General features: G+C 75.6%; 20 protein-coding genes. 9 read left to right on the forward strand and 11 right to left on the reverse strand.

Translation table 11 applies throughout. The annotated features are described in order from the left end of the window. Positions 1–18: 18 nt before the first annotated feature. From G9H72_RS15200 to G9H72_RS15220, 5 genes are all read right to left on the reverse strand, one after another. Positions 19–384: a hypothetical protein gene (locus tag G9H72_RS15200; RefSeq protein WP_231127062.1), complete on the reverse strand. Its 366-nt coding sequence runs from the start codon at positions 382–384 to the stop codon at positions 19–21. 121 nt (positions 385–505) lie between these two features. Beyond that, on the reverse strand, positions 506–877 hold the full coding sequence (locus G9H72_RS15205; protein ID WP_166172545.1) for a VOC family protein: 372 nt from the start codon (positions 875–877) through the stop codon (positions 506–508). Positions 878–886: 9 nt separating this feature from the next. Then, positions 887–1426, reverse strand: coding sequence for a G/U mismatch-specific DNA glycosylase (mug, locus tag G9H72_RS15210; RefSeq protein WP_166172547.1), 540 nt, complete (start codon positions 1424–1426; stop codon positions 887–889). Beyond that, positions 1423–1836, reverse strand: coding sequence for a response regulator (locus tag G9H72_RS15215; RefSeq protein ID WP_166172549.1), 414 nt, complete (start codon positions 1834–1836; stop codon positions 1423–1425). Before G9H72_RS15215 ends, mug begins: the two co-directional genes overlap by 4 nt. A gap of 76 nt (positions 1837–1912) precedes the next feature. Then, positions 1913–2596: a response regulator transcription factor gene (locus G9H72_RS15220; protein WP_166172551.1), complete on the reverse strand. Its 684-nt coding sequence runs from the start codon at positions 2594–2596 to the stop codon at positions 1913–1915. 179 nt (positions 2597–2775) lie between these two features. Here G9H72_RS15220 and G9H72_RS15225 point away from each other — a divergent pair, with 179 nt between their 5' ends. After that, complete coding sequence (locus G9H72_RS15225) at positions 2776–3531, forward strand: hypothetical protein (RefSeq protein ID WP_166172553.1); 756 nt, start codon at positions 2776–2778, stop codon at positions 3529–3531. On the opposite strand, the gene G9H72_RS15230 is transcribed toward G9H72_RS15225, so the two are convergent. After that, the gene (locus tag G9H72_RS15230; protein ID WP_166172555.1) at positions 3491–4627 is read right to left on the reverse strand and encodes a PP2C family protein-serine/threonine phosphatase; all 1137 of its coding nucleotides are present in this window, start codon (positions 4625–4627) and stop codon (positions 3491–3493) included. The genes G9H72_RS15225 and G9H72_RS15230 overlap by 41 nt on opposite strands. Before the next feature lie 57 nt (positions 4628–4684). Beyond that, a complete protein-coding gene (locus G9H72_RS15235; protein WP_166172557.1) occupies positions 4685–5848 on the reverse strand; it encodes a pyridoxal phosphate-dependent aminotransferase in 1164 nt (387 codons plus the stop codon). Positions 5849–5886: 38 nt separating this feature from the next. Between G9H72_RS15235 and G9H72_RS15240 the strand changes: the two genes are divergently transcribed. From G9H72_RS15240 to G9H72_RS15250, 3 genes are all read left to right on the forward strand, one after another. Then, positions 5887–6639: an SDR family NAD(P)-dependent oxidoreductase gene (locus G9H72_RS15240; RefSeq protein ID WP_166172559.1), complete on the forward strand. Its 753-nt coding sequence runs from the start codon at positions 5887–5889 to the stop codon at positions 6637–6639. Between the two features lie 144 nt (positions 6640–6783). Beyond that, on the forward strand, positions 6784–7320 hold the full coding sequence (gene pyrE / locus G9H72_RS15245) for an orotate phosphoribosyltransferase (protein ID WP_166172561.1): 537 nt from the start codon (positions 6784–6786) through the stop codon (positions 7318–7320). A gap of 104 nt (positions 7321–7424) precedes the next feature. Next, positions 7425–7688, forward strand: a complete 264-nt coding sequence (locus G9H72_RS15250; RefSeq protein ID WP_166172563.1) for a hypothetical protein — start codon at positions 7425–7427, stop codon at positions 7686–7688. A 61-nt stretch (positions 7689–7749) separates the two neighbouring features. Here G9H72_RS15250 and G9H72_RS15255 read toward each other — a convergent pair whose 3' ends face one another. The 3 genes from G9H72_RS15255 to G9H72_RS15265 all read right to left on the reverse strand — a co-directional run bounded on the left by G9H72_RS15255 (position 7750) and on the right by G9H72_RS15265 (position 10843). After that, positions 7750–9471, reverse strand: coding sequence for a glycosyltransferase family 39 protein (locus G9H72_RS15255; RefSeq protein ID WP_166172565.1), 1722 nt, complete (start codon positions 9469–9471; stop codon positions 7750–7752). After that, positions 9471–10133, reverse strand: a complete 663-nt coding sequence (locus G9H72_RS15260; RefSeq protein WP_166172567.1) for a DedA family protein — start codon at positions 10131–10133, stop codon at positions 9471–9473. Before G9H72_RS15260 ends, G9H72_RS15255 begins: the two co-directional genes overlap by 1 nt. Positions 10134–10210: 77 nt before the next feature. After that, positions 10211–10843, reverse strand: a complete 633-nt coding sequence (locus tag G9H72_RS15265; protein WP_166172569.1) for a DedA family protein — start codon at positions 10841–10843, stop codon at positions 10211–10213. 56 nt (positions 10844–10899) lie between these two features. Here G9H72_RS15265 and G9H72_RS15270 point away from each other — a divergent pair, with 56 nt between their 5' ends. Beyond that, on the forward strand, positions 10900–11553 hold the full coding sequence (locus G9H72_RS15270) for a TrmH family RNA methyltransferase (RefSeq protein WP_166172662.1): 654 nt from the start codon (positions 10900–10902) through the stop codon (positions 11551–11553). Further along, on the forward strand, positions 11553–12428 hold the full coding sequence (locus G9H72_RS15275) for a nucleoside hydrolase (RefSeq protein ID WP_231127114.1): 876 nt from the start codon (positions 11553–11555) through the stop codon (positions 12426–12428). The genes G9H72_RS15270 and G9H72_RS15275 overlap by 1 nt, the downstream gene beginning before the upstream one ends. Here the strand turns inward: G9H72_RS15275 and G9H72_RS15280 are convergent. Next, positions 12425–13258, reverse strand: coding sequence for an aldo/keto reductase (locus tag G9H72_RS15280; protein ID WP_331272339.1), 834 nt, complete (start codon positions 13256–13258; stop codon positions 12425–12427). The two genes, G9H72_RS15275 and G9H72_RS15280, sit on opposite strands and share 4 nt — an antisense overlap. Positions 13259–13366: 108 nt before the next feature. Here G9H72_RS15280 and G9H72_RS15285 point away from each other — a divergent pair, with 108 nt between their 5' ends. Genes G9H72_RS15285 through G9H72_RS15295 form a run of 3 tightly spaced genes read left to right on the forward strand, consistent with a single transcriptional unit; the run spans position 13367 to position 15651 of the window. After that, positions 13367–13633 (forward strand): hypothetical protein, encoded by a 267-nt coding sequence (locus tag G9H72_RS15285; RefSeq protein WP_166172573.1) that lies wholly within the window; start codon positions 13367–13369, stop codon positions 13631–13633. A 9-nt stretch (positions 13634–13642) separates the two neighbouring features. Further along, a complete protein-coding gene (locus tag G9H72_RS15290) occupies positions 13643–14236 on the forward strand; it encodes a hypothetical protein (RefSeq protein WP_166172575.1) in 594 nt (197 codons plus the stop codon). A 47-nt stretch (positions 14237–14283) separates the two neighbouring features. Beyond that, the gene (locus G9H72_RS15295; protein ID WP_166172577.1) at positions 14284–15651 is read left to right on the forward strand and encodes an FAD-dependent oxidoreductase; all 1368 of its coding nucleotides are present in this window, start codon (positions 14284–14286) and stop codon (positions 15649–15651) included. The last annotated feature ends 291 nt before the right edge of the window (positions 15652–15942 follow it).

Raw genomic sequence — 15942 nt, forward strand, 5'->3', positions numbered from 1 at the left:
GAACACGGCACGCACCGGTCAGCCCCCCTTCACCGTGCAGTCGTAGGGCAGGCCCGGTCGCTCGGTGCACCCGGCGGCGGCCACCCGCCAGCCGTCGTCGAAGCGGGACAGGAAGTACGTGTCGTGCTCGAGCCGCACCCGGGCCTGCCCGTCGAACACGTCGACACCGACTGCGGCTCCGGCCTCGTTGAGCTCGGCGTCGGTCACGGCGGCAGGGCACTCCTGCCCCGCGTCCTGCTCGAGCTCGTCCGCCGTCGACGGCGCGAGCACCGCGCAGGCGGCGGCGCCGTCCTGCTCCTGCAGCGCACGTGCGAACTGGGTTGCCGCTGTCTCTGCCGCCTCCGCGCGGGCACCGGCACACCCCGCGCACGCAAGGCCCGTCAAGACGAGGCCTGCGACCGTTCTCCGCATCACGATCTTCGGGCTACCCGTTCCCGGCCGGGCTACGCCGACCCGCCCCGGCGCGGCGCTCGCCCCCGGCCCGAGGCGCGACGCGAGGCGCGGCTCAGCCGGCCTCCTGCGCCGGCCGCCCCAGCACGCAGAACTCGTTGCCCTCGGGGTCGGCGAGCACCGTCCAGCTGGCGTCCTCCGGCTGGCCGACGTCGGCCCGGGTGGCGCCGAGCGCGAGGAGGCGGGCGACCTCCTCCTGCACGGGGACGCCGTCGGCACGCAGGTCCAGGTGGAGCCGGTTCTTGACCGACTTCGGCTCGGGCACGTGGATCACGTCGATCCCCGGCCCCCGCCCGTCGGGCGGGCCGAGGCTCACGATGTCCTCCTGCTCCTCGACGACCTCCATGCCGAGGGCCTCGATCCAGAAGCGGGAGACGAGCCCGATGTCGTGGGCGTCGATGGCGATGACGGCGATGACACTGGTCATGACGACGTCCTACCCCGCGAGCTCGCGCAGCTCTGCGAACTTCTCGGCCAGGGCCGCCGGCGTGTAGTGCGCGTTCAGCCCGCTCGGGTTCGGCAGCACCCAGACCGCGGTGCCGCCGATGCCCTCCGGCTGGAGCCCGAGAGCAGCGCGGGGCTGCCCGAAGGCCGCCCGGTACGCGGTGATGCCGAGCACGGCCAGCGTGGCCGGCGCGAGCGCCCGGACCTTCGCCGTGAGCGCGGCGCCCCCCGTCACCAGCTCCTCCCGCGTCAGCTCGGCCGCGGTGGCGGTCGCGCGGTCGACCACGTTGGTGATGCCGAGCCCGAGGGGGAGCAGCGCGGCCTGCTCGGCCGGGGCGTACAGGCGGGGGGTGAAGCCCGACCGGTGCAGCGCGGGCCAGAACCGGTTGCCCGGGCGGGCGAAGTGGAAGCCGGTGAACGCGGTGTAGAGGCCGGGGTTGATGCCGCAGAACAGGACCCGCAGCCCGGGCGCCGCGACGTCGGGCAGCGTCCTGCCCACGCACTCCAGCAGCTGTTCCGGGGTCGGCCTCACGCGGGCGCGTGCTCGTCCCACAGCCGGCGCAGCAGCTCGGGGCGCAGCTCCTCCTTGTGGACGTACGCCGCTGCCCCGCTCGCGTCCGAGCCCGGCGGCAGGTCCGCCCGGTCGTACGTCGAGCACAGGAAGACGACGGTGTCCGGGAAGCCGGCGCGGATCCGCCGGCTCGCCTCCACCCCGCTGATGCCCGGCATGCGGATGTCCATCAGCACCAGCTGGGGGCGCAGCGCCCGCACCAGCGCGTAGGCCTCCTCGCCGTCGACCGCCTCGCCCACGAGCGCGAACCCGGCCGCCCGCCGCAGCACCCCCGCGGCGGCGAGCCGGAAGGGGCGCTGGTCGTCGACGACCAGGACCGAGACGTCGCCCGGCGGCGGGCCGGCCGGCAGGGCCTCGGGTGGCGCGGTCATGTCCCCATCCTGCTCGTCGGGCCGCCGTGCGGCCAGGGTGCGGACGCCCGGCCCGACGGTGGTGCCAGCTTCCCCGTCAGCGCCCGGACGCGCGGCTCGGCACCCCGCCGAGATAGACCAGAACGGCGCTCACCCGCCGGTTGAGGTCCCGCTCCTCGGTCAGCCCGAGCTTGGAGAAGATCGAGTTGGTGTGCTTCTCGATGGCCCGCTCCGACAGCACCAGCGAGGCTGCGATCGAGGCGTTGCTCTTGCCCTGAGCCATCTCCCCGAGCACCTCGAGCTCGCGCGGGGTCAGCGTGTGCAGCGGCGACTTCTCCGGCGCCCGGCTCGCCGTGACCAGCCGCTCGACGACGGTGGGGTCGATGACCGAGCCGCCGGAGGCGACTGCCCGGACCGCGGCCGTCAGCTCACCGACGTCCGCGACCCGCTCCTTGAGCAGGTACGCCCGCCCGCTCGACCCGCCCTCCAGCAGCCGCAGCGCGTAGGCCGCGTCCGCGTGCTGGCTGAGCAGCACCACCCCGGTCTGCGGCTGCTCGGCGCGCAGCGTCGCAGCGACCTGGATGCCCTCGTCGGTGCCGGTCGGGGGCATGCGGATGTCCGACACGACGACGTCGGGCTTCTCCCGCGCCACCAGCTCGAGCAGGGACGGCATGTCGGTGGCGGTCCCCACGAGCTCGAGCCCCTCGTCGAGCGCGATGAGCCGGGTCAGGCCCTGGCGCAGGAGCGCGTTGTCCTCGGCGAGCACCACTCGGATCGGCATCCGGACACCGTAGGCGAGGCAGCCCGGGATGGGGGGCGTACTCCCCACACCGTCCCCACCGGCCACCATCCCGCCACGTCGGCCGGTCAGCACCGTCGCCCCCGCACCGGGCCGGGCGGGACGGTGGTCGCGTCGCCGGCCGACCGGCGAGCCCGCCCCTTCGTCCCCGGGAGCCCCTCGTGAACTCGCTCGGCAGCCTCGACACCGGCCGCATCGTCACCGTCACCGCGCAGCCCGCCGCGCCGGGCACCGCGGAGCCCGGCGGCTACGCCGGCCCCCGCCGCAGCGTCTGGGCCTGGTCCGGCGTGCTGGCGGGGGTGACCGGGGCGGTGGCGACGGCGTTCACCTTCACCGACCCGCCCGAGTCGGCGGTCCGCAGCGGCCCGGAGGCCGTGTACGCCGCGCTCGAGGGGCGCGGCCTGGTCCAGGCCGGGGCCTCGCTCGGGTTCGTCGCCGTCACCGCGCTCGTCGTCTTCGCCGCCGGCTTCGTGCGCCACGTCGAGGCCCGGCTGCCCGGCCACTCGCTCGTCCCCGCGGTGCTGCGCACGGCCTTCTCCGGCGCGGTCGGCGCGCTGATCCTCGCGTTCTCGTTCAAGGCGATGCTCGCCGGTGGGATGCCGGGCGGCGTCGACGGGAGCTTCACGACCGAGGAGGACGTGTCCGTGCTCGCGCTGCTCGTGAGCCAGGGCCAGTGGGTCGGCTGGATCGGCGTCGCGATCGCGATGGGGGCCAGCGCGTACGCCGCCCTCCGGCTGCGTGCCCTGCCGCGCTGGACCGGGGCCGTCGGCGGGCTGTTCGGCCTCTTCGTCGCCGGCTTCGTCCTGGTGCTGTGCCTGCCGTACTCCGCCGGCGTCGTCGCCCCGGTGTGGCTCGTGCTGGTCAGCCTCGCGCTGATCAGCTCGCCCGCGGCTCAGCGGCAGCCCGGGCCGCGGTGACCCTGGAGCCGGGCCGCAGGGTCGCGACCTCGCGTCGCCGGCCGGTGTGGGCCGGGTCGTACTCGACGAGCAGCAGCGCGAGGTCGTCGCCGAAGCGCCCCGCGACGGAGCCGCGCAGGGCCGTCAGCACCTCGTCCAGCGCATCCTCGAAGACGGCCGTCCCGAGGGTGGCCGTGAGCTCCTCCAACGGGACGAACCCCCCTCGCCGCGACCGCGCCTCGATCAGCCCGTCGGTGTAGAAGAGCAGGCGGTCGCCCGGCTCCAGCTGCAGGCGGAGCGGCTGCGGCGCCGGCCCGAGGCCGAAGGGCACGTCGGGGGACGCGGGCTCGAGGAGGCGGGGCGGCTGCCCTGCCCGCACGAGCAGCGGCGGGGGGTGCGCGCAGTTCACCAGCTCGAGCAGCCCGGCCGGGGACACGTCGGCCAGGGCGGCGGTCACGAAGTCCTCGTCGCCCAGGTCGTGCACCAGCCGCCGGTCGATCTGGGCGACGGCCTCCTGCAGGCCCGCGCCGCTCACGCACGCGTCGCGGAAGGACCGCAGGGTCGAGGCCGCCAGCTGCACGGCGGTCAGCCCCTTGCCGCGCACGTCGCCCACGATCAGCCGGGTGCTCGACGCGGTCTCCACCAGGTCGATCAGGTCCCCGCCGATGGCCGCCTCGTCGCTCGCGGACCGGTACGCCGACGCGACGGCCAGCGGGCCGGAGACGGTGGGGAGCGGGGCGAGCACCGCCTTCTGCGCCACCTCGGCCACCCGGGTGAGCTTGGCCAGGCGCTGCTCCCGGGCCTCCCGCACGTGCGCGACCCACGGCGCGCTCACCGCGGAGAGCAGCACGGCGCCGACCCGGATCGTGCCCACCAGCCCGTCCACCGCGTCCAGCAGGGTGATCGTGAGGGCGCAGAGGACCGCGAGCGCGCCGATCAGCGCGGTGCGCCGGGCGGGCAGCAGTGCGCCGGCGAGGAACGGTGGCACCGCGTAGGTGCCGGTGAAGTTGTGGGCCTGCCCGACCGCCACGTCGGCCGTCGCCAGGAGCCCCAGGAGCCCCAGGCAGAGCGCGCTCCAGCTCGTGCCCGTCGGGATCGGTGGACCGGTCCGGCGCATCACCTAGGTGTTGACCGATTTCTCCGGGGTCAACCCTTCGCGACGTCTCCGCTCCCGTCAGCGAAGCGCGCGCAACCGCTCCACGGCGAGGTCGAGCACCTCGTCCCGCTTGCAGAACGCCCAGCGCACCAGGTGCCGGCCGCGTTCGGGGTCGGCGTAGAACACCTGGCTCGGGATCGCGACCACCCCGCACCGGCGGGGCAGCTCGCGGCAGAGCTGCAGGCCGTCGTCGAACCCCAGCGGGCGGATGTCCGTCGTCGCGAAGTACGTCCCCGCCGGCGCGTGCACCGCGAACCCGACCTCGCGCAGGCCCGCGCAGAGCCGGTCGCGCTTGGCCTGCAGCGCGTCCCGCAGCTGGTGCAGCGGGGCGTCGCCGAGCCGGAGCGCGGCGGCGACGGCCGGCTGGAACGGCGCGCCGGACACGTACGTCAGGAACTGCTTGGCCGTCCGGACCGCCGTCACGAGCTCCCCCGGCCCGGTCACCCAGCCGATCTTCCAGCCCGTGAACGAGTAGGACTTGCCGGCCGACGAGACCGACACGGTCCGCTCGCGCATCCCGGGGAAGGTGGCGAGGGGGACGTGCTCGCGGCCGTCGAACACCAGGTGCTCGTAGACCTCGTCGGTCAGCACGAGCAGGTCCCGCTCCACCGCGAGCTCGGCGACCGCCTGCAGCTCGGCCCGCGAGAGCACGGCTCCCGTCGGGTTGTGCGGGGAGTTGATCAGCAGCAGGCGGGTGCGCGGCGTCACGGCCGCCCGCAGCGCGTCGAGGTCGAGGGCGCACTCCGGCAGCTCCAGGGTCACCGGCACCAGCCGGCCGCCGGCCAGGGCGACGCCGGCGGCGTAGGAGTCGTAGAACGGCTCCAGCGCCACGACCTCGTCCCCGGGGTCGACGAGGGCCAGCAGGGTGGCGGCCAGCGCCTCGGTCGCGCCGGTCGTGACGAGCACCTCGGTGTCCGGGTCCCAGCACAGCCCGTAGCAGCGCTCCTGGTGCTCGGCGATCGCCTGCCGCAGCTCGGGGTCGCCGGTGCCGGGCGGGTACTGGTTGACGCCCGCCCGGATCGCCGCGACCGCCGCCTCCGCGACCTCCGGCGGGCCGTCGGTGTCCGGGAAGCCCTGGCCGAGGTTGACCGAGCCCGTCTCGACCGCGAGCCGCGACATCTCGGCGAAGATCGTGGTGCCGAGGCCGGAGAGCCGGTCGGCGAGCAGGGGACGGCGGGGCACGGGAGGCAGCCTCTCAGGCTCCTGACAGGCTCGGGGCCATGGACGTCGCACTCGTCACCGGCGCCACGGCCGGCATCGGCTTCGCGTACGCCCGGGCGCTCGCCGTCCGCGGTGCCGGGCTCGTCCTCGTCGCGCGGGACGGCGAGCGGCTGGCCCGGCGCGCCGGTGAGCTGCGCTCGGCGTACGGGGTGACGGTCGACGTGCTGCCGGCCGACCTGGCGACGCCGGAGGGGCTGCGCGCGGTCGAGGACCGGCTGTCGGCCCCGGCCCGGCCGGTGCGCTGGCTGGTCAACAACGCCGGCTTCGGGCTCGGCCGCCCGTTCGGCGAGGCGGAGCTCTGCGAGGAGGACCGGCTGCTCGACGTGCTCGTCCGGGCGCCGCTGCACCTGACCCGGGCCGCGGTCCCGGGCATGGTCGAGCGCGGCGACGGGGTGGTCGTCAACGTCTCCAGCGTGGCCGGCTTCGTCCCCCGGGGGACCTACGCGGCGGCCAAGGCGTGGGTCACCAGCTTCACGGTCGGCCTGCACGGCGAGCTGGCCGGGACCGGGGTGCGGGCGCAGGCGCTCTGCCCGGGGTGGACGCGCACCGAGTTCCACGACCGGGCCGACCTGGACATGGGGTGGGTGCCGCGCTCGATGTGGCTCTCGGCCGAGCGAGTCGTGGAGGGGTCGCTGAGCGACCTCGCCCGCGGGCGGGTGGTGAGCGTGCCGGGGTGGCGCTACAAGCCGCTGCCCGCGCTGGCCCGGGCGCTGCCGCCGGCGCTGCTGGCGCGGGTGGCCGCCCGCAGGTGAGGCGGCAGGCGCACATCGGCCCCGGTGGCCCCACCTCGGACCGGCTGCAGGGGGCCGGAGGTGGTGCCCAGGGGGCCGAGGCCCCGGGTGGACGAGACCTGGCGCGCGGCCACGAGCCGCAGCACCGGTGGCTAGGCTCGCCCCGTGGGTGATCGAGAGCTGCTGCTCCAGCAGATCCAGGGCAAGGCGGTCGTGCACGGCCGCGTCGTGCTGAGCAGCGGCAAGGAGGCCGACTACTACGTGGACCTGCGCCGCGTGACGCTCGACGGCGAGGCCGCGCCGCTGGTCGGCGCCGTGATGCTCGACCTCACGTCCCACCTGGACTACGACGCCGTCGGGGGGCTGACCCTCGGCGCGGACCCGGTGGGCACCGCGATGCTGCACGCGGCGGCGGGCCGCGGACGGCGGCTCGACGCGTTCGTGGTCCGCAAGGCCGAGAAGGCGCACGGCCTGCAGCGCCGCATCGAGGGGCCGGACGTCGCGGGCCGCCGGGTGCTGGCCGTCGAGGACACCTCCACGACCGGCGGCTCGGTCCTCACCGCGGTCGACGCCCTCCAGGAGGCCGGCGCGACCGTCGTCGGCGTCGCCGTGATCGTCGAGCGCGGGGCGCGCCCGGCGGTGCAGGAGCGCGGGCTGGAGTACCTCGCCGCGTACGAGCTGTCCGACCTCGGCCTCGGCTGAGGTCGACCGCCGCCCGCCGGGGTAGCGTCACGACGCCGCGCCCGGCGACGGGAGCGGCGCCGTACCGACCGAGCCGCCGCACCACGAGAGCCAAGGAGAGACGCATGAGCCTGTGGGTCACCACCCAGAAGGGCAACCTCGTCAACATCGACCAGTGCATCAGCGTCTTCGTGGACTACGTCGAGGGCACCGATCTGCCGTACGCCGTCCGCGCCGACGTGGTCGCCGGCCCGGCCAACCCGCTGATGGGCATCGCGCGGTTCGCCGACGAGGCGAGCGCCCGCGCGGCGGTCGACGCCATCCGCTCCCGGGTCGACGGCTCGACCTCGCGCCCGCTCGACTTCCGGGACGACCCGACCACCTGGTAGCTCTCCGAGGGCTGCGGCCCCGGCCCCGGGGTGCGGCGCCCGGCCCGGGCTCCGGGGGAGGTCAGCGAGCGGCCCGCGCCGCGGCCGCGCTGCCCTCGGCGACGTACACCCGCAGGGTCCCCTCCGACCACGCCTCGACCCAGCCGTCGGTGTCGCGCGGCAGGGTGGCGTACGGCTGCTCCACGCCGTCCGGCCCGGGCCGCGGCCGCAGCCCGGTGGGGCCGTAGCGGTCGTCCACCACGAGCACGTCGTCGGCCGGGTGGTCGGCGGCCACGACCCACTCGTGCGCGGTGCGCGGCCGCGGCGTCTCGGTCTGGTCCCAGGGCTCGGGCAGCGGGTCGATCCGCCCGTCCCACACGACGTCCCCGCCGACCGGCTCGTAGCGGTAGTAGTCCAGCGTCCGGGCCAGCCGCTGGTCGATGATCACGCCGCGGGACCGGACGTCCACGAGGAAGCCGCGCAGCCGGTCCCAGGTCGGCTCCTCCGGCCGGGTGTCACGCGCCGCCGTGACGGTCGGGGCGGCGTACGCCACGAGGGCCGCGACCGCCAGCGCCCCGACGATCCCGGCTCGCACGGCCGGCCGGGGCACCCACCGCAGCAGCGCCCCCGCGCCGAGGGTGAGGGCCGCGGCGGCTCCCACCGCGGCGGCCGGCAGCAGCGGGATCCAGTAGCGGGCGAAGTAGAGCCGCAGCGAGGGCGTGTCGGGCTGCAGCACGCCGCCCATGAGCGTCAGGCAGAGCCAGAAGCAGCCCACCCACAGGGCGGGCACCGCGAGGTCGCGCCCCCGGCCCAGCAGCGGCCCGACGAGCAGGCCGGCGACTGCGAGCCCGGCGGCGGCCACCACCAGCGCGCCGTACGCGGCGGCGGGCACGGTCGCGCCCGGCCCCGTCCAGCCGGTGAGGGCGTGCCAGAGCCCGAGCCACGCGTCCGAGCGGGTCGAGGCCTCGGGCAGCTCCTGCCCGTGCGCCGACGCCTCGGTCAGCCGGGCCAGCGGGCTGCCGTAGACGTACGCGCCGTTGGCCAGCTCGAGCGCCAGGCAGGCGGCGGCGGGGGTGGCGACGTACGCCCAGCGCCGCCACGGCAGCCTCTGCAGCACGCCGGCGGCCAGGAACGCGGGGAAGGCGAAGACGGCGTACTCCTTGCAGAGGTACGCCCAGCCCAGCGCGAGCCCGGACGCTGCGAGCAGCGCGGCCCCGGGGCCGGGGCGCCACCCGGCCTGCCCGCGCGCGCGGCGCGCGCCGGCCACCAGCAGCGCGAAGGCCAGCGTGAGGAACGCCGCGGACGGCACGTCCGGGAGCAGCAGCCACGAGGTCAGGTAGTCGTCGGTGTCGACGAGGACCGGGCAGGCCGCGACGGCGCCCGCGGCGAGCACTGCGGCGGGGCGGCCGCCGAGCAGCCGGCCGAGGGCGTACGTCGCCACGACGAGCAGGACGCCGCAGGCGACGGGCCAGGCGTAGAACGAGGCCTGCCCCTGCCCGAGGGCCTCCTGGGCGAGCCGGGCCGGGACCAGCGAGCCCAGCCGCATCGCGTGGTGGATCGGCTCACCGACGTCGGGCCAGTCGCGGGCGAACTGGTAGACCTCGGTCGCGTCGCCCCAGTGCGGCGCAGGGCGGGTGCGCCACTGCAGCCACAGGTGGCCGACGGCCACCGCGGTGACGAGCGCCGCATCGGCGAGGGCGCCGCGCCGGGTACGCCCCGGTGCGGCGTGCCGTGCCGGTGTGCGGGCCTGCTTGCGGGCCGACCGCTGGCCGCTCGTCGCGACGGGCTCGGCGGTCGCCGTCACTACGGCAGCTCCGCCGACACCTTCCGCCGGGCGCGGTAGGCCTCGACAACCATCGGGATGACCGACACGACGACGATGAGGATGATCGCTGCCTCGATGTGCTCCCGGATGAACGCGATGTCCCCGAGCGCGAAGCCGAGCGCGGTGATGCCGGCCGCCCAGACGATGCCGCCCACGGTGGACACGGCGACGTAGGACCGGGTGTCCATGCGCCCGACGCCGGCCATGACGGTGATGAAGGTGCGCACGATCGGGACGAAGCGGGCGAGGAAGATCGCCTTGACGCCGTACTTCTCGAAGAACTCGTGCGTCTTGGCCACGTGCTTGGGCTTGAAGACGCGGGACTCGGGCTTGTCGAAGATCGCCGGGCCGGCCCGCCACCCGATCGCGTAGCCCACGAGGTTGCCGATCACCGCCGAGATCGCCAGCGCCAGGCACGCCACCCACAGCGGGGTGTCGATGCTGCCGCTCGCGATGAAGACGCCGGTCATGAACAGCAGGGAGTCACCGGGGAGGAAGAACCCGATGAGCAGGCCGCACTCGGCGAAGATGACGAGGACGACGGCGAGGAACGCGTAGGCGCCGAACGTCTCGACCACGTTCGTGGGGTCGAGCCAGTCGGGTCCGAGGGCGACGGTGTCGACGGCGGAGGCGGCTAGCACGGTCCGAGGCTACCGGCCCGTCCCGGCCCGGGACGCCTTCTCGCTCGCCGCGGAGGATGCCGTGGGTCACCCGCGGGTCATGCCTCGGCGCCGGGCCGGCGCCGCTTGCCCCGCCGGCTGCGCACGCCCGCGACGACCGCCACGACGACCGAGGCCGCGACGAAGAACGCGCCCACCGCGATGGCCGCGTCGCGTACCCAGGGCACCGAGGACGCGACGTAGCCGAGCAGCACGAGCCCGGAGCCCCAGGTCAGCGCCCCGACCACGTTGGCGGCCAGGAAGCGCGGATAGGGCATGCGGGAGGCGCCCGCGAGGATCGGGGTGAAGGTCCGGACCCACGGGATCCAGCGCGCGATGATCACGGCCAGCGCCCCGTAGCGGGCGTAGAACTGCTCGGCGCGTTCCAGGTGCTTGGCGTCCAGCCGGCCCTTCGCGACCTTCTTGTCCAGCCAGGGCCGGCCGAGGCGGTAGCCGGTCGCGTAGCCCACCGCGTCGCCGGTCACCGCGGCGACCGCGACTCCGATGGCGAGGACCGGCATCGAGACCCCCGAGCCCGGGTCGCCGGACACCAGGCCGGCGCCGAAGAGCAGCGAGTCCCCGGGCAGCAGGAAGCCGATGAGCAGCCCGGACTCGACGAAGACGAAGCCGAAGACGATGAGGTAGACGGCTGCGGCACCGAGGCCGCCGAGCTCGGGGGACAGCGACTCCACCGTCCGAACCCTAGGGTGGTCCCGTGGCGGACGCGCTCCCGGAGGACCCGGCGCCGATGTCCGAGGGCGGCGTGCGCGTCGGGCTCGAGCCGTCCCTGGCCGGTGCCGTCGGGGTGGGGCCGCACCCGCTGCCCTGGCCGGACGACCCGCGGCTCGACCCCGAGCTGCTGGCCGGGGGGGACCGACGCAACGTGGTCGACCGCTACCGCTACTGGAGCGTCGACGCGGTGGTCGCGGACCTCGACGCCCGCCGGCACGACTTCCACGTCGCGATCGAGAACTGGCACTCGGACTTCAACATCGGGACGGTCGTCCGCAACGCCAACGCCTTCCTCGCGAAGGAGGTCCACGTCGTCGGCAACCGGCGGTGGAACCGGCGCGGGGCGATGGTCACCGATCGTTATCAGCACGTACGCCACCACCCGACCGTCGAGGGCCTGCTGGAGTGGGCGGCGGCCGAGGGGCTGGCCGTGGTCGGCATCGACAACCTGCCGGGGTCGGTCCCGCTCGAGGGGGCCGAGCTGCCGCGCCGGTGCGTGCTGCTCTTCGGCCAGGAGGGGCCGGGCCTCTCCGAGCCGGCGCGGGCCGCGTGCGACGTGGTTTGCTCGATCGCGATGTACGGCTCGACCCGCTCGATCAACGCCGGCGTCGCGTCCGGGATCGCGATGCACGCGTGGGTGCGCCGGCACGTGCTCGGACTGCCGACGTGATGATCGTCGACACCGACGGCGGCTCCGACGACGCGGTGGCGCTGCTGCTCGCGCTCGCCGGCGGCGCGGTCGAGGCTGTCACCACCGTCGCGGGCAACGTCCCGGTGGGCCAGGCCACCGTCAACGTCCTGCGCACGCTCGACGCGCTGGGCAGCTCCGTCCCGGTGTACGCCGGCGCCACCGCCCCGCTGACGCGTCCGTGGGAGCGTGGCAGCTGCACGCACGGCTCCGACGGGCTGGGCGACGCCGGGCTGCCCCCGCCCGTGCGCGCTCCGACGCCGGGCTCCGCCGTGGGCGCCCTGCTGGCCTCCGCCGCAGGCGGGACGCTCCTCACCCTCGGCCCGTTGACCAACGTCGCGCTCGCGCTGGGCCGCGACCCCCGGCTGCTCGAGAAGTTCCACGCCGTCGTCTGCATGCTCGGCCGCAGCGACGGCGCGGAGTTCAACGCGTACGCGGACCCCGAGGCGGCGGCGGCCGTGCTCGCCGCGTCGGGCCCGCCGCGCGTGCTCCTCGGCAAGGACGTCTCCGAGCGCGACGGGCTCCTCTCCTGGGCGGACCGGGAGCGGCTCGCCGCACTGCAGACGGCCGAGGCCGACGTCGTGCTGCGGGTGACGGCCCGCGCCGCGCAGCAGGCACACCGGGAGGGGCGGGACGGGCACGACCTGCCCGACGCGCTCGCGACGGCGGTGGCGCTCGACCCGACGCTCCTGCTCGCCCACGAGGCGCAGCGCGTGGGGGTCGGCACCACCGAGCGGGACCGCGGCCGGCTGGCGCCGGCCGAGGGGCCGGTGCCCGCCCGCGTGGTCACCGCGGCCGACGGCCCGGGCTTCCGGCGCCGCCTGCTCGCGGCCTGCGGCGCCGGCCGGTCGGCCTAGTGCCCGAACGTGTCCGAGTCGAAGACACCGACGTCGCCGGTGTCGAGCGCCGAGACGGCCGCCACGTCCGCAGGCTCCAGCGACCAGTCGAAGATCTCGAGGTTCTGCCGGATCCGCTCGGGCCTGGACGACTTCGCCACCGTGGTGACGCCGATCTCCATGAGCCATCGGAGCACGATCTGGCCGGGCGAGCGGCCGTACTTCTCGGCGAGCGAGGAGAGTAGCGGCTGGCCGAGGACGTCGGCGCCGGTGCCGCCGAGGGGGGACCACGCCTGGGTCACGATGCCGTGCTCGGCGTGGTACGCCCGGTCGGCCTCGCGGACCAGCAGCGGGTGGAGCTGGACCTGGTTGACGTCAGGCGTCACCCCGGTCTCGGCGAGGATGCGGTCCAGGTGCGCGGGCTTGAAGTTCGAGGTGCCGACGGCCTTGACCCGGCCCTCCTCGAGCAGCTTCGCCAGGCCCTGCCAGGCGGCGACGTACCTGTCCTGGCCCGGGTTCGGCCAGTGGACCATCAGCATGTCGACGTAGTCGAGCCCGAGGCGGTCGAGGCTCGCGGCGAGCGCCTCGGCGGCCAGGTCGACGCCGTGCCACTTCTTGTTGAGCTTGGTGGTGACGAAGAGCTCCTCGCGCGGCACGCCGGCGGCGCGGATCCCGCGGCCGACGCCCTCCTCGTTGCCGTAGTCCTCGGCCGTGTCGACCAGCCGGTAGCCGGTCTCGAGCGCCGCGGCCACGGCGGCCTCGGTGGCGGCGTTGTCCATGGGCGAGGTGCCGAGGCCGAGCCGGGGCATCGTCGCGCCGTGGGCCAGGGGAACGGTGGGTGCAGTCGTCACCCGGCCATTGTCGGCCCCGCCCCGTGGTGCGCGGCTCGCAGGTTGCCCTCAGCAACTCTGAAGCTCGCTCACAGGCTCCTCCCAGCTGGCGACCCGAGGCTGACGGCCATGACACGACAGGCCACGACACGACAGGCCACGACACGACAGGCCACGACACGGACGAAGGCGGCGCCGCTCGCCGTGCCGTCCTGCGCGAACGAGCCCAAGCTCTCCCGGGCGAACGCGGCGGTCGCGGCGAACCGGGAGACCGACAGCACGCGGCGGCTGCACGAGGCGTACCGGTGCGGGATCTGCCTGCTCCCCAGCGGGACCGCCGCCTGGCACGTACGCCCCGCGCGCCGGCTCCTGGGGCTGCTGCCCCGACGCGCCTAGCCTGCCTGCGTGGGTCTCGACCAAGCGGTGGTGCTGGCGGCGTACGACCGGCTCCGGCGCGAGCAGGGGCCGCCCGCGCCGGGCTGGACGGCCGAGGCCGACGAGGAGACGGTCCTGCTCCTGCCGCCGCCGGGTGAGCCAGGCGCGACAGTGGTCTGGTCCCGGCTGGACGGCCGCACGGCCGACGCGGCCATCGCCCGGCAGGCCGCCGCGGCGCGGCGCCGGGGCGGCGGCCTCGAGTGGAAGCACCACGACCACGACGAGCCACGCGACCTGCCGGGCCGGCTGCTGGCGGCGGGCTTCGTGCCGGAGCCGGCCGAGACGCTCGTCGCCGCCGGCTTGGCGGCCCTGGTCGCCGCCACCGCGGGTCTCGGTCCTCCCGCGGGTGTGCGGCTGCGCGAGCTCGACGACGGCGACGCGGAAGCCGTCGTCGAGCTCGCCGCGATCGTCCGGGGTGACGACCGACGGTGGCTGGTCGACGCCGTGCTGGCCGAGCGGGTCGCTGAGGCCGACGACGCCTCCCCAAGCTCGCGCCCGGTGCTCGAGCGGCTCGGGTTCGTGCCGCTGGCGGCCACGACGCCGTACGCCGTCGAGCCGGAGTGACGGGCCCGCCCGCATCGGCACCGCCCGTCGGGGGGTAGGAGCCCGGCATGGGCACGCGAGTGGTGGTGGTCGGGGGAGACGCGGCGGGCATGAGCGCTGCCGCGCAGGCCAAGCGGCTGGACCCGGAGCTGGACGTCGTCGTCCTCGAGCGCGGTCGGCACACGTCCTACAGCGCCTGCGGTATCCCCTACTGGGTCGCGGGCGACGTCGACGACGTGGCGCAGCTCGTGGCGCGTACCCCCGGGGAGCACCGGCGGCGGGGGATCGACGTCCGAATGGGGACGGAGGCCGTCGAGCTCGACGTCGACAAGGGCGAGGTGGTGACGCGGGACGTCGGCTCCGGCGCCGGGAGCCGCATCGGGTACGACCACCTGGTCCTCGCGACCGGCGCCGTCCCGCTGCGCCCGCCCGTCCCCGGCATCGACGCGCCCGGGGTGTTCGGCGTCCAGACGCTCGACGACGGCGAGGCCATCCTCGACGCGCTGCAGACCAGGAGGCCGCGCCGGGCGGTGGTCGTGGGCGGCGGCTACGTCGGCGTCGAGATGGCCGAGGCCATGGTCCGGCGCGGCCTCGACGTGACGGTCGTCGACCTGGCCCCCGAGCCGATGTCGACGCTCGACCCGGACATGGGCGCCCTCGTGCACAAGGCCATGGAGGGGCTGGGCATCGACGTGCGCACCTCCACGGCGGTACGCGGGGTCGCCCTCGGCACCGACGGGCGGGCGCGCGCCGTGGTGACGGACGACGGGGAGCTGGCGGCCGACGTCGTGGTGCTCGGGACCGGCGTACGCCCCAACACCGCGCTCGCGAAGGCGGCGGGCCTGCCGCTCGGGCGCTTCTCCGGGCTGACGGTCGACCTGCAGATGCGCGTGTGCGGGCGGGAGAACGTCTGGGCCGCCGGTGACTGCGTCGAGTCGCTCGGGCTGGTGAGCGGCGCACGCATCCACGTCGCGCTCGGCACCCACGCCAACAAGCAGGGGCGCGTCGTCGGCACGAACCTCGGTGGCGGCTACGCGACGTTCCCCGGCGTGGTGGGCACCGCCGTGAGCAAGGTGTGCGACCTCCAGATCGCCCGCACCGGGCTTCGGGAGTTCGAGTGCGACGAGGTCGGCTTCTCCTGGCTCACGGTCGTCGTGGACTCGACGACGGCTGCGGGCTACCACCCGGAGGCGCAGCCGATCACGGTGAAGCTGATCGCCGAGCGGCGTACGGGACGGCTGCTCGGCGCGCAGATCGTCGGCAAGGAGGGAGCGGCCAAGCGCATCGACGCCTGCGCGGTCGCGCTGTGGAACCGGATGACGGTCGAGGAGATGACGGCGCTCGACCTCGGGTACGCCCCGCCCTTCTCGCCCGCGTGGGACCCGGTGCTCATCGCCGCGCGCAAGGCCGCCGACCTGGTCGACAGCTCACGCTGACCCGCGCCTCGCCCGGCCGCTTCGCTCCTCCAGGCCGCGCGCCGCTCATCCGGCCGGGGGAGCGAGGCGGCGTGCGCAGGAGCGAGGTATCAGGAGCGCCCGCCGTGTCTCTGCTCAAGCGGCGCGGGCTGCGGCCCGATGCTTTCGCGGAGTGTCCGTGCCCGAGCGAGGAGGCAGGACGGCAGCCGATCGACGAGGAGTGGACGAGATGCGCAAGATCCTGGACTGGGCCGCCCGTATGGGCTCGACCGTCACCGCCGGCCCCGCGTGCTCCGGCCCGCGGATGCAGGG

Origin of the sequence: Motilibacter aurantiacus, assembly GCF_011250645.1 — a bacterium.
Classification (GTDB): domain Bacteria; phylum Actinomycetota; class Actinomycetes; order Motilibacterales; family Motilibacteraceae; genus Motilibacter_A; species Motilibacter_A aurantiacus.

What these genes read in the sequence shown, in the direction of transcription:
- G9H72_RS15220 (WP_166172551.1), bottom strand. Translation starts at nt 2,596, where the DNA reads ATGCCGATCCGAGTGGTGCTCGCCGAGGACAACGCGCTCCTGCGCCAG.
- G9H72_RS15250 (WP_166172563.1), top strand. Translation starts at nt 7,425, where the DNA reads ATGAGCCTGTGGGTCACCACCCAGAAGGGCAACCTCGTCAACATCGAC.
- G9H72_RS15270 (WP_166172662.1), top strand. Translation starts at nt 10,900, where the DNA reads ATGTCCGAGGGCGGCGTGCGCGTCGGGCTCGAGCCGTCCCTGGCCGGT.
- G9H72_RS15275 (WP_231127114.1), top strand. Translation starts at nt 11,553, where the DNA reads ATGATCGTCGACACCGACGGCGGCTCCGACGACGCGGTGGCGCTGCTG.
- G9H72_RS15205 (WP_166172545.1), bottom strand. Translation starts at nt 877, where the DNA reads ATGACCAGTGTCATCGCCGTCATCGCCATCGACGCCCACGACATCGGG.
- G9H72_RS15230 (WP_166172555.1), bottom strand. Translation starts at nt 4,627, where the DNA reads ATGCGCCGGACCGGTCCACCGATCCCGACGGGCACGAGCTGGAGCGCG.
- G9H72_RS15285 (WP_166172573.1), top strand. Translation starts at nt 13,367, where the DNA reads ATGACACGACAGGCCACGACACGACAGGCCACGACACGACAGGCCACG.
- G9H72_RS15215 (WP_166172549.1), bottom strand. Translation starts at nt 1,836, where the DNA reads ATGACCGCGCCACCCGAGGCCCTGCCGGCCGGCCCGCCGCCGGGCGAC.
- G9H72_RS15240 (WP_166172559.1), top strand. Translation starts at nt 5,887, where the DNA reads ATGGACGTCGCACTCGTCACCGGCGCCACGGCCGGCATCGGCTTCGCG.
- G9H72_RS15295 (WP_166172577.1), top strand. Translation starts at nt 14,284, where the DNA reads ATGGGCACGCGAGTGGTGGTGGTCGGGGGAGACGCGGCGGGCATGAGC.